Genomic DNA, 15,067 nt, shown 5'->3' with positions numbered 1-15,067 from the left:
CGCCACTCACACTCAATTTGCAACAAACGTGTCGCAACTTTTAGGCTAGTCGCATCACTGATGACGTCAATTGAACTTGGAGGGCTCATGGATCTGCAGATGGACGGCAAGGTCGCTGTCGTGACCGGCGCAAGCCGAGGAATCGGATTGGCCACGGTTTCGGCCTTGATCGGCGAAGGAATGCGCGTGCTGGCGGCAGCACGGACGATCACACCCGAGCTGCAGGCCACGGGTGCGCTCAGTGTGTCCGTCGACCTGTCCACTCCCGACGGCCCTGCTCAGCTCATCGAACGGGCGGAGGCAGAGTATGGGCGGCTCGATGTGCTGGTCAACAACGTCGGGGGTGGTGACGGCGGTGGCCAGACCGGCGGGTTCCTCGCCTTCACCGATCAGCAGTGGAGCAGCGCGTTCGACTTGAACTTCCTGGCGGCAGTCCGCACCACGCGGGCCGCACTGCCGCATCTTCTGGAAGGCCGCGGCGCGATCGTCAATATCTCATCCAACGGTGCCCGAATCCCGCATGCCGGCCCGATCACCTACACCACCGCCAAGGCTGCGCTCACCGCCTTCGGGAAGGCAGTAGCGGAAGAGTTCGGCCCGCAAGGAGTGCGCATCAACACAGTCTCACCTGGCCCTGTCCGGACTCACATGTGGGAATCCTCGGATGGCTATGGAGCTGAGCTCGCCGAGTCCATGGGCCTGAGTCGGGAGCAATTGATGAACAACCTCCCCACAGCCATGGGGATGGTCACCGGCAGGCTCGTGAAGCCTGCGGAGGTCGCTGACCTTGTTGCGTACCTCGTTTCACCGCTCGCAGGCAGCACCACTGGGGCGGACCACATCATCGACGGGGGTGCGATCAAGTCTGTGTGACGCACCGACGTCCTTCATCTGGCCGTCCGCCCGATGCTGTGCGAGCCGGTAATGCGCAGGCATAACCAGGGCATACCTGCGAGACGGCCCCGGACAAGACCGTGTGTGCTTCCACCGGAAGATCACCTTCGACCGGGCGTGATCCCGTGCGATGCGACCACGTCGCCGGGCACGGTGGCGCGCCCGGCGACGGAATGCTCACCAAGTAACGAGTAGCTTCTCCGGGCCACGCACCAACAGCCCCGACTTCCACGGAACCTCGTCCACCGGCACCGCGAGACGCAACCCCGGGAGCCGTTCCAGCAACGCCTCCATCGCGACCTGGAGTTCGATCCGCGCCAGCTGTGCGCCGAGGCAGTGATGCGCCCCGTACCCGAACGCGATATGCGGGTTGCGCTGCCGGGTCAGATCGAGCGTTTCGGGATCGTCGAACACGGCTTCGTCCCGGTTGGCGGATTGGGTGTGCACGAACACCGCCTCCCCCGCCCGCACCGTGACCCCGCTGAGCACCACATCCTCGGTCGCCACCCGCGGCTGCCCGCCTCCGGCGCCGAGCTGGGTGTGCCGCAGCAGTTCCTCGACCGCGCCCGGGATCAGCTCGGGGTCGGCGCGCAGCTGGTCCCAGTATTCGCGCTGAGTGAGCAGGACGTAGGTGAAGTTGGCGATCTGATTGGCCGTGGTCTCGTGGCCCGCGATGAGGATCCCGACCCCCAGGTTGACCAGTTCCTTCTCGCTCAGCCGGTCCTCGTCGTCACGGGCCGCGACCAGGGCGCCGAGCAGATCGTCGGTGGGGTGTTCGCGGCGTTGGGCGACCTGTTCGGCGAGGTAGCCCTCGAGCGAGCCACGGGCGGCTTCGATCTGCTCGCGGGTGTAGGCGGTGGTGGACAGGATCGCGTCGGAGAAATCGCGGAAACGGTGCTGTTCCCGGGCCGGTACGCCGAGCATTTCGCAGATCACGGTGACCGGTAGCGGCAGGGCCAGCCCCTGTACCAGGTCGGCGGGGGAACCGGCGCGTTCCATATCGCCGAGTTTCTCGTCGACGATCTGCCGGGTGCGCGGGCGCAGTTCCGCTACCCGGCGGCCGGTGAATGCCTTGGCGACCAGTTTGCGCAGCCGACTGTGCTCGGGCGGGTCGAGACTCAGCAGTGAATCGGCCTGGGCGGGCGCGGGAGTGGCGCGCGGGACGTCTTCGCGACCAACCGTTGCCGCGCGGCTGAACCGCGGATCGCCGAGCACCGTGCGCACGTCGTCGTAGCGGGTGACCAGCCAGCCCTGGCCGCCGTAGGGCAGCTCGACCCGGCTGACCGGCTCTTCGCGGCGCAGTTTCGCGTAGAGCGGGTCCATATCGAGACGTTCCGGTGCACCGAAGGGGTAGTGGCGCACCTCGGTGTTCACGGTCATGCGATCTCCCTTCCGCGGCGCCCGGGGACCGGACACCCAGCGATGTAAGCGATTGCTTACTTAGCTAGGGTAAGGGTGTGGGGGATCACGCGTCAACGATGCGATCCCCTTACTCCGGAGGGAATCCCGGATCGTTGCGTTCCAGCAGCACACCCGCCGCACGCAGCACATATCCCGCAATCTCGGCCGGATCGGCACCGGCCAGCGGCTCCCGGCGCAGCACCGAACGCACCATCCCGATACCGAGCAACCAAGCCAACAGCAGATCGGCCCGCAACTCCGCGCCCTCCCCATCGGTCAGCGACGACAACGCCCGGATGTACTCCTCCCCCAACTCCCGGCGAATCACCGACGCACTCGCTTCGTGCCCGCTGGACCGCAGCGCCGCCTGCAACCAATTCCCATGCGCGGCCACAGCACTCGGCTCCAGCGACTTCTCCAGCAATCTGGACAACAATGTCTCCACAGACCCGGATTCGAGCAGCGACCGGCCCCGATCGGTCATGGTCGCCCGGAACAGTTCGTCCTTGTTCCCGAAATACCGGAACAGCAACGCCTGATTCACACCCGCCCGGGTCGCGATATCACGCACCGTCGTGCGCTCATACCCCCGGTCGGCGAACAATTCCTGCGCCGCCCCCAGAATCGCGGCCCGGGTAGCCGCGGAATCCCGCTTCCGGCCACCCGCCTCGTTTCCGCCGACCATCTGTCCTCCGATCCACCGATATCCGGACAAGCAGCGTAAACACATCCGCTATCAGGACAAAGCAGGCAGTCCGCACACTGGACTTCGCCACAATCCTCGAATTACGCTCAGCGCACCATGCCCGAACTTCTCGGAATAAACCATCTGACCTTGGCGACAACAGATCTCGACCGGCTCGCCGCGTTCTACACGGGCCTACTCGGCGCCCGGCTCGCCTTCGAACGTCCCGCCACAGCCGAGGCCCCTCGGGTCGCGATACTCGATGTCGGCGGCGCCGACCACCTCATGCTGGTGGAAACGAGCTGTCCAGCCCCTTCTCGACCGGACCCTCTCGGCCGCGCCGGCTGGGGTCTGCGCGTCTCGACCTATGAACAGCTGTGCACCGTACGCGAGGTACTGCTATCCGCCGGAGCACAGGTGGGCCCCATCGAAACCCTCCCCACCCAGTGGACCGTGACTGCGCACGACCCCGACGGCCGCCCCGTGGACCTCCGAGCCCACCGCCCGACCTCAGCGCGCGCCCACGACTGATGAGCACCCGGCCACGGGCCCGAAGCCGGCGGCCGTCAGCCCCGCAGCACCGCCCGGGTTTCCATCAGCGCGAACCCGAGAAGATTCAGCCCTTTCCACTCTGCGGGGTTCTCGACTCGGGGATCGCCCGCGGTCAACCCGACACCCCAGATCCGGTCCACCGGGCTGGCCTCCACCAGGACCCGATCCCCGGTATCCAGCAGGAACCGCTTCAACTCCGGGTGCTGACCGAACTTCGCCAGATTGCCGCTCACCACGATGCCGTACCGGTGTTCCACCCACGTATCCTCGGCGAACCCCCGGATACTGCGACCCAGATTCTTGGCCGCCCCCGGATGCGGTGCGGCCGATACCTTCTCCGCGATGTCGTTATCGTCGAAGAGCAAAGCCTTCCGCCACATCATGTAATGCTCGGCCGTCGCAAAATCCACCCCGTCGACAGTGAACCGCACCGGCCACCATTGGCTCAGGCAACTCGCGCCGGCCCTTCCGTCGGGACGCGGCTGGTGGCCCCAGAAAGGCAGGTACTTGACCCGCTCACGGTCGGAAGCAGCGATCAATTCGCCGACACTACGCGCCTGCATTCGTCCGAGTCTGCTCCGAACACTCCGGAAAAGCACGACGTTTTCCGGCCCCGGACCAGTCGCAGCCTCTGTCAGGCACTCACGGTTTGCGGGCCAGACCGGCCGAGATGAGCTGATCCCAGACGGTCAGTTCCCGGTCCGCCGTACCGATACTGCTCATCGGTGTATCGGATTCGTCCGCGGTATCCGGCCGCCACAGCACCGCGGGCACGATTCCCGGCGCCAGTATTTCAAGGTCACCGAACAGTTCCCGGATTTCGTCGTCGGTGCGCCAGCGGCCGCGCCCGAACGTCGACTGTAATTTCTGTTCCGCCGCCTCGGTCTCCGCATTACCGCCGGACCGGAAATGCGATATGAACACCTGACTTCCGGAAGGAATCTGATCGCACCAATAAGAAACGACACCGCGCGGGTCTTCGTCGTCGTTGAGGTGGTGCAGGATCGCGCTGAACACCATCGCCACCGGCTGGTCGAAATCGATGAGCCGGCGCACCTCGTCGCTGTTGCGAATCTGTTCCGGCTCACGCACATCTGCCTGGACCACGGTGGTGCTGTCATCGGTGGCCAGCAGCGATCGGCCGTGCGCCAGCACAATGGGATCGTTGTCGATGTAGACGACCTTCGCCCCGTCGATGTACCGAGCCGCGACCTGGTGCACGTTATCGGCCGTCGGCAGACCACTGCCCAGGTCGATGAACTGTTTCACCCCACTGCGGGCGATATCACGTACACCCCGCACCAGCGCCTGCCTGTTCCCGAAAGCGATAGCGACCGAGCCGGGCAGATCGACCTTGAAATGATCGCCGATCTTCTGGTCGACCGGATAGTTGTCCTTCCCCCCGAGTAGATAGTCGTACACCCGCGCGATGCTCGGTGTATTCGGATCCACCACGCCCGCATTGTCGTTCATCACGCTCTCCCGTCGACGGAGCCTCCCGTGTCCTCATGGTATGCAGCCGGGCGAACCTTTGTCCCACAACCAGTTCGCTCCGATCCCCACGGACGCAGCCTCCGGACCGCTCAGGTGGAATCACCTCGCAGCAGCTGGAAGGTCGATACCGGCTCACCGGTCCGCAAGCTTTCGGACAACGCCTGATGCCAATGGTTCTGTACCGCGCGTGCCAAGCCCGTACCGACTCCGACGGCGGCGGCAGTCTCGGCCACATGCCCGGCACCGGCCGTCATCATGCGCAGATGGCCGATATCCCGCCGGCCGCCGGAATCGGTGGCCGTGGCGGCAACCGCGGCGTACAGCGCCGTCATATCGCCCATCGATTGTTGTGCGAACGGCATGAACCGCGCGATCGGTTCACCCGAGCGATCGATCATGGCCAGCGCTTGTTCGAAGGCGAGTAGCCCGGACGAGAAAATTGCGAACACGGACTGGTAGTACAGCTGCGCGAGCCCGACATCCACGCCCAGATACTCGGGCCGGCCGAGCGGACGGACTACCTCGACGCACGCGTCGAAAGCCGCTCGCTCGCCGCTGTAGAAGATGAAGGAGTCCGGCCCGCCGAGGCCGTCTCCGTCGGCCATCACTCCACCCGCGAGGAAGCGACCGCCGCGCGCACGAACCCACGCCGCTGCCGCACGAGTCTCGTCCGGCGTATCCGACGAGAGATTGACGATCGTCTTGCCCGGCAGGTGGCCGGCGGCCGGACCGAGCACGTCGTACATGGCGGCGTAGTCGGTCAGGCTGAGCAGGATCACTTCGCCCGCGTCCAGCGCCTGCGCGACCGTATTCGCACGGGTGGCGCCGAATTCCTTCATAGCGTCTGCTTTTTCCGGGCTGCGGTTCCAGACAGTGACCGCCAGGCCGGAAGCCCGTAATGACTCGACCATCGCCTGTCCCATCGGTCCCAGCCCTATCACGGTCACCGGGCCGGCTGCTGCTTGCGTCATATCAGCGTTTCCTTACTCAGTGGTTGGACCGGCGAGAGGCCAGGAGCTCGATCAACGCGGTGATGCTCTGCTCGCCTCGACCTTCGGCAACCGCTCGATGCAACAGTTCGTGCATTGAGGCGTGCCAGGACATATCGACACCCGATGCTGCGCTGAGCTGCTCGTCGGAGGGGATCGCGTCGTGGGACAACGCGACCGATGAACCGAGCCGGGTGTAGTCCCGGTCGTCGATTTCCCCTGCCATGATCGGTAGTAGCGACTCGATCATCCGCAACCATTTGATGGAGTACGGCACCATCGTCTGCGCTTCGATACCACGCGTGGCCAGTAACGCTGCGCCTTCGAAGAATCCGAGCAACGCGGGAAGAAGGGTCGCGCCGACGGCCGACTCGTAGAGGGCGGCCAGATCCGGGTCGTCACCCAGATGCACGAGGTCGCCGCCCAGAGCCCGCAATGTTGCCCGGTGAGCGTCGAAAACCGCTCGTTCACCGCCGAAATACAACAATGTGTCCGGCTTTCCGACGGCCGAGGGCACATTCTTGATCGCCCCGCCGAGGAAGCGCGCCCCGCAGCTTTTCACCCATTCCGCGAATTCCCGAGCCTCGGCAGGGGTGCCGCTGTTGAGGGTGATCAAGGTCCGTCCGGCCAACCGGCGCTCGGCGCCCGCCAGACTTTCGCGTGCAGACCGGAAGCTGCTGGTGCAGCTGATGACGACCGGGCTTGCGGAGAGGGCATCCGCGACGGCGATCTGATGCTCGGCACCCGCGGCCACCAGCGGCGCCACTCGGTGCGGAGTGCGGTTCCAAACGGTGGTCGGATGCCCGGCCACGAGCAAGGCTCCGGCGAGCGCCCGCCCCATCGATCCCGTACCGAGCACAGTCACCGGGACCTGCCGAGCGGCCGATGCGGTTCCGGTACGCGCTGTTCGCGGGGATTCCGCAGTCTCGTTCACAGGGACCGAGTCTCAGCGCAGGCAGCAGCACCGGCAAGTACCCACCTTCCGGTGCGATACCCCACCTTCAGGTAAGCGAACTGCTCCCGAAGGACATCACGAGGCGATGAGTGTCCCACATCACAATGTGAGCCGCCCGAGCGGGCCTCCCCGGGTCGACTTCCTGGGCTAAGCGAAATTGTGCATCGGGAACAAAAGTGATTCTCGGAATGTGAAAAAAGCACCAACTTCTGAATATCCCCCGGGAACGAATAGGTTGAGGCGGATCCATTCAGTACTGTCGTCGGCAACGGGTACCACACCGGACGGGACCCGGCACCGGAAGCGCCCGGCCGGGACGGCCTGCAATTTCAGAATCGCGGACAATAATCCGTGACAGGGCAGCAGAAATCCGGGCACGCGGATCGACTGCGTCCGATATGCGCACCTATTCCGCTGATCGAGTGTTGCCGGCAAGTAATCGGAGGAATCAGCGATGGGTGCGGGAAAATCATGGGGGGAAGTGGCAGCGGAGCTGATCCAGAAATTGAAGCAGCTCGCACCGAATTACACCCGCGCTCACGAATTACCCACGCGCCGGGCCGCCGACACGGCGCGCGATGCAGGCAACGCCTTCGAGCGGAGCGACGCCGCTGCGGCCAGATCTCTGGCAGAAACCGGCCGAACCCCGAATCCCACCCCACCGGCGGGCAGCGATATCGGTAAGCCGACCAATGCGAGCGGCTCGAATCCGGAGCGGAGAGTGCGACTCGATCTCGCCACACCCGACTACACGGCCAAACTCGCGGAGGCTCCGATCTACCGGAAGAAAAGTTTGGTCCGCGCCCGTATCGCGGAGGAGGGTGAGCTCGTCGAAACCGTTCTGGCGGATGGCACCCGAGAAACCACCAATCGCACCCGAGCGGGCCAGGTCGTCATCACGAACCCGGGCGGCGAGGAATATATCTACAAGGCAGCCGAAACGGATATCGACGCCGCCCGAACCCATTTCCGGCAACGGCACGAGGAGACCGAGGAAGCCGGAGTGTATCGAGCGAAAGGAAAGATACGCGCAATCCCGAACGACACCGGTCACCCGATCGAGATCATGGCCCCGTGGGGCGAACCACAGTACGCCGACGTCGGCGGCAAGATCGGCACGCCCTTCGATCCGGAGAAACCGGATGAGATCAGCCTGGATCGTTACCTCATCGGCGGCCAGGAATTCATCGACACCTACGAACTGGATACCTGATACCGTCCCGGCCGGTAGCCACCCCGCGCGACCTACCAACCACCTCGGCCGGCGTGATTTCGCCACTGCTGTGCGCCGGGATCGAACATGCACTGATCGCCCGATTCGACAGGATCGCAGTTTCGCGGACATCGCCCTGGACGACATCCGAGTCTCCAGCAAAGGAAACGACCGGTAGGCGATCAGGTCAGGCGTAGGGCGGTGAGCTTCCAGCCGGTTGCCGTGTGATCGACGCGGCCGGCGAGGGCGAGCCGGCGGGGGCCGCGCTGGTACATGGCTATCAGTTCGAATGCGTGGTCGCCGGCCGGGAACAGGCGGAACTTGGTGAGTGCTGCGGTGCCCAGTGTCCGGCTGGGGGCGTGATCGCCCGCTACCAGGACACCGACCGTGTGTACCAGGGCGGGCGCACACAGGGTGTTCAGTTGCGCTACCGGGCGGCGGCGATCCAGGACCTCCAGCAGGATGCGTATAGCCCTGCCGGCGAATGCCCTTGCTTCGCTCGGCTCGGTGCGGGCGTCGGCGGTATGTCCGGCGCGGTGTGCGCGGCGGATCCCCGCCGGTGCGCTGCGGTTGGCGCGCAGGGATTTGCGGTCGATACGGGGACGGCAACCAGCGGGTGTTTCCGCGGGGGCGCAAGTAGATGCCGGTGCAGCAGAGACTGCACCGGGGGATTCGCTCGGCGCCGGTTTCGCCCCGCGGCCGCTGTTGCTCCTCCGTGTACCGGCCCGCACCGACGGCGTCCCCGGGGCCGGCGGCTGGGCTCCGGGCGAGAGCGTTCTCCCCGATGGAGCTTCGGCCGAGAGCGCCCCGGGCGGCTGCGCTCCGGGCGACAGCCTTCCAGCCGACGACGGTCCCGGAGAGAGCGCTCCAGCCGACGACCCTCCGGCCGATACCGCTCCAGCCGGCTGCACTTCGGGCGACAACGTTGCAGCCGACGACGGTCCCGGCGACTGCGCTCCAGCCGGCGGCACTCCGGGCGACGGTGTTCCCGACGGCGGCGGCACGGCAGGCGGCTCCATCCCACAGGGCCGCGCGGGCGGTAACTCCGCACACGGTTCCGTCGACGGTTCGAAATCGGGCACCCGATACAGAATCGGCCGGCCATCACGCATTCGACACCCCCTGGCGAGAACGGATCGCTCCACAGGCGCTCCGGTCGCGCCAGCATTGCATCGATGGATTCCGGGGTACAGGGGTAACCAGGAGCTTTTCACCGAAACCACCGTCGTCGCGGCGTGTCTCGTGCACGCCGGGTTCCGGCGCGTCGTGCGCCGGTCCGGGTTGTCGGCATCGATTGCTAACTTTGATCGCTACGTCCGATCGCACCTTGATACCGGGAGATGTTTTGCTCGGCCATTCCCATGCCACCAGCGGCGCATTGGCATTCGCCACCGCCGCTACCGTCGTACCCGTCCCGGTGATGGAATTCGTGCGCGGCCCTGTAGATGTCAGCGCACTCGAATTGATCCTGGGGGCCCTGATCACGGCCGGTGCGGCGCTGTTGCCCGATATCGATCATCCCGGCGGCACGATCGGGGATTCACTGGGCCCGTTGAGCAATGCCGTGGCGAAGGGGGTCGCGACCATCTCCGGAGGACATCGCAAGGGCACGCACGGATTGCTGTTCGTCCTGCTGGCGGGCTGGGCGACCTGGGCGGGTGTGAATTATCTGGGCAGATACTTCACGCTCGGCGTCATCTTCGTCATGCTCGCCTTCGGTATCCGGGCCCTGCATCTGACACCGCGGGGTGATTCCTTCCGCGCCTGGGGCCTGTGCGTACTGCTGGCGGGCGGCGGCACGGTTTTGATGGACCGCTGGCTCCCGGACTCCCCGTACTGGCTCCCGTTCGCCATCGGCCTCGGCGCCCTCATCCATATCGTCGGCGATTGCCTCACCGACCGCGGCTGCCCGCTGCTGTGGCCGCTGAAGCCCCGCCTGGCCGTCCCGATCATCTCCCGCACCGGGAACAAGGTGGAGACCTGGGTCCTCACCCCGGCGATGGGCCTGGTCACGATCGCTCTGTTCTACCTCTACGCAGTACCCCAATAGCCTGATACAGCAGTCCGGAGCGCTGCGCGCAGCGTCGCGTCATGGTCAGGATCACCGTCGCGCATGGACCCCACCTGGAACGCACGATTCGCCGCGCTCTACCGACCGGAGATCTCCGCCCTGCAATCCGCGCGGCGGTGCTGTGCTACGGCAAACGGGTAACCAACGTGCAGGCCACCGTGGACATCTGCACGGAACTGGTCGAGCGGCTGGCAAGCTCGCTGATCATGTGGGAACTCTGGGCGTGAATCTCGGCGTGGCGTCCGCGGCCCGATCCGTCTGCCGAACCTGGCACGTGAAGTACGGGCAAGCGCATCAACGCTTCCCGCCCTTGCTCCAGCGTCAGCCTCCACGGCAACTCCAACGCTGTCAGATCCACCGGCGCGGCCACGCCACGAGGATGCCATTCATCTTCCGAAGGAGTCGCGGGCCCTACATTGACAGTGCTGTTCATAAAATGAGGCATTTTTGAAAACAGGCGGGTTGATCATCGCTGTTCAACGATGATTCTGGGCTCCAGAATGCCCGTAAATCCCCCTTTGATGAACAGCTGCTGCTGCGACACTCCGGTGCAGGCGTAGCGCCGGTGGTTGCCGGACCGGAACTCGAGAGATAGTTCCGGCCCCCGATCCGATCGCCCTATGGCCGCGTGGCCGTCAACACCTCCAGGGTCACCGGTTCGACGAACCGTCCGCTCGGATCGAGCGTGAGCAGTTCCTCGCGGACGGCATGTTCGAACGCCGGCCGCTGTTCTCCCAATGCGCGACGAAGCGGTAGCGATGTCGAGTACAGGTAGCCGATGGCCTGTTCGACCGTCCATACACGCTCGAATTCGTAGGCCCGCCGATCGACCCTGCAGAACTGCGATCGCCCCAGGATCTCCTCGTGGGTCAGATGGTCGGAGTAGAACCGAATCGTTTTGACCGAAAGCCCCGTGCGTTCGGCCACGACCCCGATCGGGAACAGCATCTCGTCGCGCTTCACCAAACTCAGGAACCGTCCAACAATCGATGCATTATTGGACGGATTGGGTCGTCATCATCGCTGGTCAGCGATGGTGAGGACCGGAGTTCCGTTCGGAAATACCCTTTTCTGAACACCGATACCGGCCCCGGCGTCGGCCCGGGATTCCTCCAGTGGTCGAATCCGCGGCGCCCCTGGTCGAGGCGTGGAATATAGGTCGCCTTGGGTCGCGCGAGTGAGCAGAATGCGGCCATGCCAACGAACTCGGTGCTGACAAGAGCCCACGCTCTATGGGAAGGGCTGGCCGGGGCGCCGGTTTCATTCTCCTCGGCCGAGCCCGTGGATGTGGCGATCTCGCCGCGAGCAATGATCTGCCTGGAAGAAGTGCTGGGCCCGGCCACGCTGGCCTATGTCGCGCTCGCCTTGGGCTTTCGCGAACTCGGTGCCCAACTCAGCGCCAGACTGAGTTGATTGATTCGTCGAATCGGCGTTCTGGCACTCGGTGCAACCCCTCTGTGCCGTCCAAGAACTGATGCATTTTTGAACATCGGTGTCCGGATTGATCGCTGGTCAGCAATTTTCGAGCGGCTCTCCATGTCCAGTAACCGCCGATTTGTGAACGTTCGGCATCCGGCGTGTGGTTCAGGCGAGGGTGAAGAGTTGGTGGAGGTGGTAGCGCAGGAGCGCTGTCGCGGTGTCGGGGGTGTGTTGGCCGGCCAGGATGCTGGTGCCGATGCCGTTGGTCAGGGCGACCAGGCGCGCGGCTTCCTGGTTCGGATCGAGTCCGGGAGCGAGTTCGCCGTCGGCGGCGGCGTGGGTGAGGGCCTCGGTGAGTTGTTGTTGGAGACGGTTGATTCCGGCGGCGAAGGGGGAGGCGGCGAGGTCGGGGTCAGTGAGGGCGAGCATGGCGTAGGAGGTGCCGACGAGGTGGAAGATCCGGCTGGGTTCGTCGGTGGGTAGGGCTTCGGCGAGGAACGCTTCGACGAACGCGCGGGGTGGTGGCGGGTCGGGGAGGTCGGCGAGGCGGTGGTTCCAGCGTTGGTGGGATTGCTGTTCGAGGTGCTCCAGCGCGCCGAGCAGGAGTCCGGTTTTGGTGTGGAAGTAGTACTGCACCAGGCGCAGTGAGATGCCCGCTTCGGTGGCGACCGAGCGCATGGTGACCGCGTGCAGGCCGTCGCGGGCGGCGACGCGGACCAGGGCATCGGCGATCTGGGTACGTCGGGCGGTGTGGTCGGCAGTTCTGGGCACCGCGGTTCCTCCTGGCCTCAAAGTTTGATACAAGTGTATATGATACATGCGTATCACTTTGGAGGTGGGTATGCGGCTCGACCCGAGCCCGGAGGCCGGTGCTGGTTCTGTGGTGCGGCCGGTGGTGGTGTTGGTGGTGGTGTGCGGGGCTCAGTTCATGGTGGTGCTCGATATTTCGGTGGTGAATGTGGCGCTGCCGTCGATGCGTTCGGCGCTGGGGCTGAGTGAGGTCGCGTTGGGGTGGGTGGTCAATGCCTATGCGCTGGTGTTCGCGGGGTTGCTACTGCTGGGTGGGCGGCTGGCGGACCTGTTCGGGCGGCGGCGGTTGCTGATGGCGGGGTTGGTGGTGTTCACCGCGGCGAGCCTGGTCGGCGGTATGGCCGATTCAGGGGCGTGGCTGCTCGGCGCGCGGGCGGTGCAGGGCGTGGGGGCGGCGGCGTTGGCACCGGTGACATTGGCGATCGTGACCTCGACCTTTGCCGAGGGTCCGGCCCGTACGCGGGCGTTGGCGGTATGGGCCGCGCTCGGGATGGCCGGCGGCACCGCGGGAAACCTGTTGGGCGGCGTGCTGACCGAGTGGTGGTCGTGGCGGGCGACGCTGCTGATCAACGTCCCGATCGGGATCCTCGCGCTCGTGGTCGCGGTACGGGTGATCACCACCGACCGCCCGGCGGTCCGGCCGCAGCTGGATGTCGCGGGGGCCGTGCTGGTCACCGCAGGGCTTGCCGCACTGACATACGGAGTCGGACAGGCCGCGGTCCTTAGCTGGACCGCGATGTCCACGCTGGCCGGGATCGCCGCAGGCGTTGCCCTACTGGCGGGTTTCGTGGTGGTGGAGGCGCGGTGGGTACGTGCGCCGCTGATCCCGCTGCGCCTGTTTCGGATCCGGTCGGTGACCGCGGGGAATCTGATCCTGCTGTTGACCGGTGCCTGCCTGAATCCGATGTGGTTTTTTCTCACGCTGTCGATGCAGTCCGGCCTCGGCTACAGCCCGCTGCAGACCGGGCTGGCGTTCCTGCCCCACACCTTGATCGCCATCATGATCGGCGTGTGGATCACCCCATGGCTGATGCGGTCGATCGATACCCGGCTGCTGATCGGAGTGGGGGCTCTGGTGGCGGCGGCCGGCTTCGTATGGCAGGCCCAGCTGCACCCCGGCAGCAGTTATGTGGCCGGGATCCTCTGCCCGGCGGTGGTGTTCAGCATCGGGGCGGGCCTGTTGAACACCCCAGTCACCACCGCGGTCACCGCCGGGGTGGCCGGTGAGGATGCGGGCGCGGCGGCGGGATTGATGAACACCACCAAGCAGATCGGCGCGGCGCTGGGACTGGCGGTGCTGATCACGGTCGCCGCGCCGGGCAACACTTTGGACGGCTACAACCGGGCATTCACCGCGATCGCGGTGGCGATGGTGGCAGCCGCGGCCGCCACCGTGCTGCTGCCCGCCCACCGCAATATCGCGCAACCCTGTCCATAAATCGATGCATTCTCGGACAAGACTGGCCATAATAATCGCTGGTCATCGATGTTTACGGCCGGGGAGCTGCCCGGAAATGACCCTATTGTAAACACGCGGCGGGGCGCGGATCGATCATGCGGGCATGCGGTACTGGCTGGGCCAAATGCCGAGCCTGCTCAACTCGTTGTTGCCGGTGTCGGTGATGGCGAGCGCCCTGTCTCGTGAGGTCGTTGGCGTAGCCAGTTGTGTTGCAGCATTGAGGCCATCACGGCCGACCCAAGCCTGCCGGCGAGGTGGGGGGATCGCTCGGTCCAGTCGAGGCAGGCACGCGCGGCCGGCGCGTACCCTGCTGGGAGGCGAGTGATTTCGAGTGCGTGTAGCAGGGGATGGTCCAGCGAGCGGATCTCGGTGGGTTCCCGGGTGGCCAGCGTGTTGACCACACCGTCGGTGACCAGGATGTCGGCGATAGCGACGGCGAGGCTGCCGCCGAGATGGCTGTAGCAGGCACGGGCGATCTGTAGTCGACTACCGCGGCGGGCTTGGCGCAGGCTTTCGACCGGCAGCAGGGGCGAGACCGTGGCCAGTGCTTCGATGGCGTCTGCGACTTCGGGGTGCTACGCGGCCCTCGCCTGGTTGTGCCAGTGAACTCTGACGTCGTTTATCGGTGAATTCCGGCGTCGGAGTGAGCCGGAAGGGGCGCAGTAGGACGGTGAATTTTGACGTCACTGTGGAGCGTCGGACGGAGGCTCCGGCGGGTTTGAAGTGTTCGGCGGTCGGTGGTGTCGGAGTTTATTCGTGTGGGGGTTCGCCGGTGATGACGTGGTCGGCGTGGTTGAGGCCTTCTCGGACGAGGCGGGCGAGGTGGCCGCCGTGGAGGCGGTAGATGACGCGGCGGCCTTCTTTTCGGGTGTCGACCAGGCCGGTGAAGCGGAGTTTGGCCAGGTGCTGACTGACAGCGGTGCGGGAGGTTCCGCAGGCTTCGACAAGGGCAGTGACGTCGGCTTCGCCGTGGGTGAGTAGCCAGAGGATATGCAGGCGGGTGGGGTCGGACAGCATCGCGAAGACGCCGGTGGCCGCTTCCAGGTGGGCAGGGTCGGGGGAAACGGGGTGGGTGAGGCTGGCCTCGGTGGCCGTGGGTTCGTCCGCGTGTTCGGCCATCCTCGT

At 65.5% G+C, this 15,067-nt stretch carries 17 protein-coding genes; 7 read left to right on the top strand and 10 right to left on the bottom strand.

The window, feature by feature from the left end:
- Positions 1-87: 87 nt before the first annotated feature.
- Positions 88-873 (top strand): oxidoreductase, encoded by a 786-nt coding sequence (locus ON22_RS05635; protein ID WP_033245921.1) that lies wholly within the window; start codon positions 88-90, stop codon positions 871-873.
- Between the two features lie 198 nt (positions 874-1,071).
- Here the strand turns inward: ON22_RS05635 and ON22_RS05630 are convergent, their stop codons facing one another.
- Both ON22_RS05630 and ON22_RS05625 read right to left on the bottom strand, forming a co-directional pair.
- On the bottom strand, positions 1,072-2,274 hold the full coding sequence (locus ON22_RS05630; RefSeq protein ID WP_033245920.1) for a cytochrome P450: 1,203 nt from the start codon (positions 2,272-2,274) through the stop codon (positions 1,072-1,074).
- Positions 2,275-2,383: 109 nt separating this feature from the next.
- The gene (locus ON22_RS05625; RefSeq protein WP_033245919.1) at positions 2,384-2,980 is read right to left on the bottom strand and encodes a TetR/AcrR family transcriptional regulator; all 597 of its coding nucleotides are present in this window, start codon (positions 2,978-2,980) and stop codon (positions 2,384-2,386) included.
- A gap of 117 nt (positions 2,981-3,097) precedes the next feature.
- Here ON22_RS05625 and ON22_RS05620 point away from each other — a divergent pair, with 117 nt between their 5' ends.
- Positions 3,098-3,511, top strand: a complete 414-nt coding sequence (locus ON22_RS05620) for a VOC family protein (RefSeq protein ID WP_033245918.1) — start codon at positions 3,098-3,100, stop codon at positions 3,509-3,511.
- A gap of 35 nt (positions 3,512-3,546) precedes the next feature.
- Here ON22_RS05620 and ybiA read toward each other — a convergent pair whose 3' ends face one another.
- The 4 genes from ybiA to ON22_RS05600 form a co-directional block, all read right to left on the bottom strand.
- On the bottom strand, positions 3,547-4,095 hold the full coding sequence (ybiA, locus tag ON22_RS05615; RefSeq protein WP_033245917.1) for a riboflavin biosynthesis intermediates N-glycosidase: 549 nt from the start codon (positions 4,093-4,095) through the stop codon (positions 3,547-3,549).
- 79 nt (positions 4,096-4,174) lie between these two features.
- Positions 4,175-5,005: an SAM-dependent methyltransferase gene (locus tag ON22_RS05610; RefSeq protein ID WP_033245916.1), complete on the bottom strand. Its 831-nt coding sequence runs from the start codon at positions 5,003-5,005 to the stop codon at positions 4,175-4,177.
- Between the two features lie 110 nt (positions 5,006-5,115).
- Positions 5,116-5,997 carry an NAD(P)-dependent oxidoreductase gene (locus ON22_RS05605; RefSeq protein ID WP_033245915.1) on the bottom strand — a complete coding sequence of 294 codons (882 nt, stop codon included), beginning with the start codon at positions 5,995-5,997 and terminating at the stop codon, positions 5,116-5,118.
- 16 nt (positions 5,998-6,013) lie between these two features.
- Complete coding sequence (locus ON22_RS05600) at positions 6,014-6,949, bottom strand: NAD(P)-dependent oxidoreductase (RefSeq protein ID WP_231508686.1); 936 nt, start codon at positions 6,947-6,949, stop codon at positions 6,014-6,016.
- A 475-nt stretch (positions 6,950-7,424) separates the two neighbouring features.
- On the opposite strand from ON22_RS05600, the gene ON22_RS05595 reads away from it, so the two are divergent.
- A complete protein-coding gene (locus tag ON22_RS05595) occupies positions 7,425-8,183 on the top strand; it encodes a hypothetical protein (protein WP_033245914.1) in 759 nt (252 codons plus the stop codon).
- A gap of 182 nt (positions 8,184-8,365) precedes the next feature.
- Here ON22_RS05595 and ON22_RS34410 read toward each other — a convergent pair whose 3' ends face one another.
- On the bottom strand, positions 8,366-8,914 hold the full coding sequence (locus tag ON22_RS34410) for an Rv3235 family protein (RefSeq protein ID WP_051157188.1): 549 nt from the start codon (positions 8,912-8,914) through the stop codon (positions 8,366-8,368).
- A 614-nt stretch (positions 8,915-9,528) separates the two neighbouring features.
- Between ON22_RS34410 and ON22_RS05585 the strand changes: the two genes are divergently transcribed.
- Both ON22_RS05585 and ON22_RS05580 read left to right on the top strand, forming a co-directional pair.
- Positions 9,529-10,233 (top strand): metal-dependent hydrolase, encoded by a 705-nt coding sequence (locus ON22_RS05585; protein WP_033246033.1) that lies wholly within the window; start codon positions 9,529-9,531, stop codon positions 10,231-10,233.
- Between the two features lie 41 nt (positions 10,234-10,274).
- On the top strand, positions 10,275-10,481 hold the full coding sequence (locus ON22_RS05580) for a hypothetical protein (RefSeq protein ID WP_033245913.1): 207 nt from the start codon (positions 10,275-10,277) through the stop codon (positions 10,479-10,481).
- Positions 10,482-10,872: 391 nt separating this feature from the next.
- Here ON22_RS05580 and ON22_RS37495 read toward each other — a convergent pair whose 3' ends face one another.
- A complete protein-coding gene (locus tag ON22_RS37495) occupies positions 10,873-11,217 on the bottom strand; it encodes a hypothetical protein (RefSeq protein WP_033245912.1) in 345 nt (114 codons plus the stop codon).
- Between the two features lie 231 nt (positions 11,218-11,448).
- On the opposite strand from ON22_RS37495, the gene ON22_RS36550 reads away from it, so the two are divergent.
- The gene (locus ON22_RS36550) at positions 11,449-11,667 is read left to right on the top strand and encodes a hypothetical protein (protein ID WP_156052369.1); all 219 of its coding nucleotides are present in this window, start codon (positions 11,449-11,451) and stop codon (positions 11,665-11,667) included.
- A 171-nt stretch (positions 11,668-11,838) separates the two neighbouring features.
- On the opposite strand, the gene ON22_RS05570 is transcribed toward ON22_RS36550, so the two are convergent.
- Positions 11,839-12,444 (bottom strand): TetR/AcrR family transcriptional regulator, encoded by a 606-nt coding sequence (locus tag ON22_RS05570; RefSeq protein WP_033245911.1) that lies wholly within the window; start codon positions 12,442-12,444, stop codon positions 11,839-11,841.
- A 46-nt stretch (positions 12,445-12,490) separates the two neighbouring features.
- On the opposite strand from ON22_RS05570, the gene ON22_RS05565 reads away from it, so the two are divergent.
- The gene (locus tag ON22_RS05565; RefSeq protein ID WP_231508685.1) at positions 12,491-13,921 is read left to right on the top strand and encodes an MFS transporter; all 1,431 of its coding nucleotides are present in this window, start codon (positions 12,491-12,493) and stop codon (positions 13,919-13,921) included.
- Between the two features lie 771 nt (positions 13,922-14,692).
- On the opposite strand, the gene ON22_RS05560 is transcribed toward ON22_RS05565, so the two are convergent.
- Positions 14,693-15,061, bottom strand: a complete 369-nt coding sequence (locus ON22_RS05560) for an ArsR/SmtB family transcription factor (protein WP_033245910.1) — start codon at positions 15,059-15,061, stop codon at positions 14,693-14,695.
- Positions 15,062-15,067 lie beyond the last annotated feature (6 nt).

Source organism: Nocardia carnea NBRC 14403, assembly GCF_000308515.1.
Classification (GTDB): Bacteria; Actinomycetota; Actinomycetes; order Mycobacteriales; family Mycobacteriaceae; genus Nocardia; species Nocardia carnea.
The sequence above is the reverse complement of the archived record's forward strand: the minus strand, read 5'-3'. Positions and strand labels throughout refer to the sequence as shown.

What these genes read in the sequence shown, in the direction of transcription:
- ON22_RS05580 (WP_033245913.1), top strand. Translation starts at nt 10,275, where the DNA reads ATGGTCAGGATCACCGTCGCGCATGGACCCCACCTGGAACGCACGATT.
- ON22_RS05620 (WP_033245918.1), top strand. Translation starts at nt 3,098, where the DNA reads ATGCCCGAACTTCTCGGAATAAACCATCTGACCTTGGCGACAACAGAT.
- ybiA (WP_033245917.1), bottom strand. Translation starts at nt 4,095, where the DNA reads ATGCAGGCGCGTAGTGTCGGCGAATTGATCGCTGCTTCCGACCGTGAG.
- ON22_RS05595 (WP_033245914.1), top strand. Translation starts at nt 7,425, where the DNA reads ATGGGTGCGGGAAAATCATGGGGGGAAGTGGCAGCGGAGCTGATCCAG.
- ON22_RS05605 (WP_033245915.1), bottom strand. Translation starts at nt 5,997, where the DNA reads ATGACGCAAGCAGCAGCCGGCCCGGTGACCGTGATAGGGCTGGGACCG.
- ON22_RS36550 (WP_156052369.1), top strand. Translation starts at nt 11,449, where the DNA reads ATGCCAACGAACTCGGTGCTGACAAGAGCCCACGCTCTATGGGAAGGG.
- ON22_RS05625 (WP_033245919.1), bottom strand. Translation starts at nt 2,980, where the DNA reads ATGGTCGGCGGAAACGAGGCGGGTGGCCGGAAGCGGGATTCCGCGGCT.
- ON22_RS05565 (WP_231508685.1), top strand. Translation starts at nt 12,491, where the DNA reads ATGCGTATCACTTTGGAGGTGGGTATGCGGCTCGACCCGAGCCCGGAG.
- ON22_RS05610 (WP_033245916.1), bottom strand. Translation starts at nt 5,005, where the DNA reads ATGAACGACAATGCGGGCGTGGTGGATCCGAATACACCGAGCATCGCG.
- ON22_RS05630 (WP_033245920.1), bottom strand. Translation starts at nt 2,274, where the DNA reads ATGACCGTGAACACCGAGGTGCGCCACTACCCCTTCGGTGCACCGGAA.
- ON22_RS05560 (WP_033245910.1), bottom strand. Translation starts at nt 15,061, where the DNA reads ATGGCCGAACACGCGGACGAACCCACGGCCACCGAGGCCAGCCTCACC.
- ON22_RS05635 (WP_033245921.1), top strand. Translation starts at nt 88, where the DNA reads ATGGATCTGCAGATGGACGGCAAGGTCGCTGTCGTGACCGGCGCAAGC.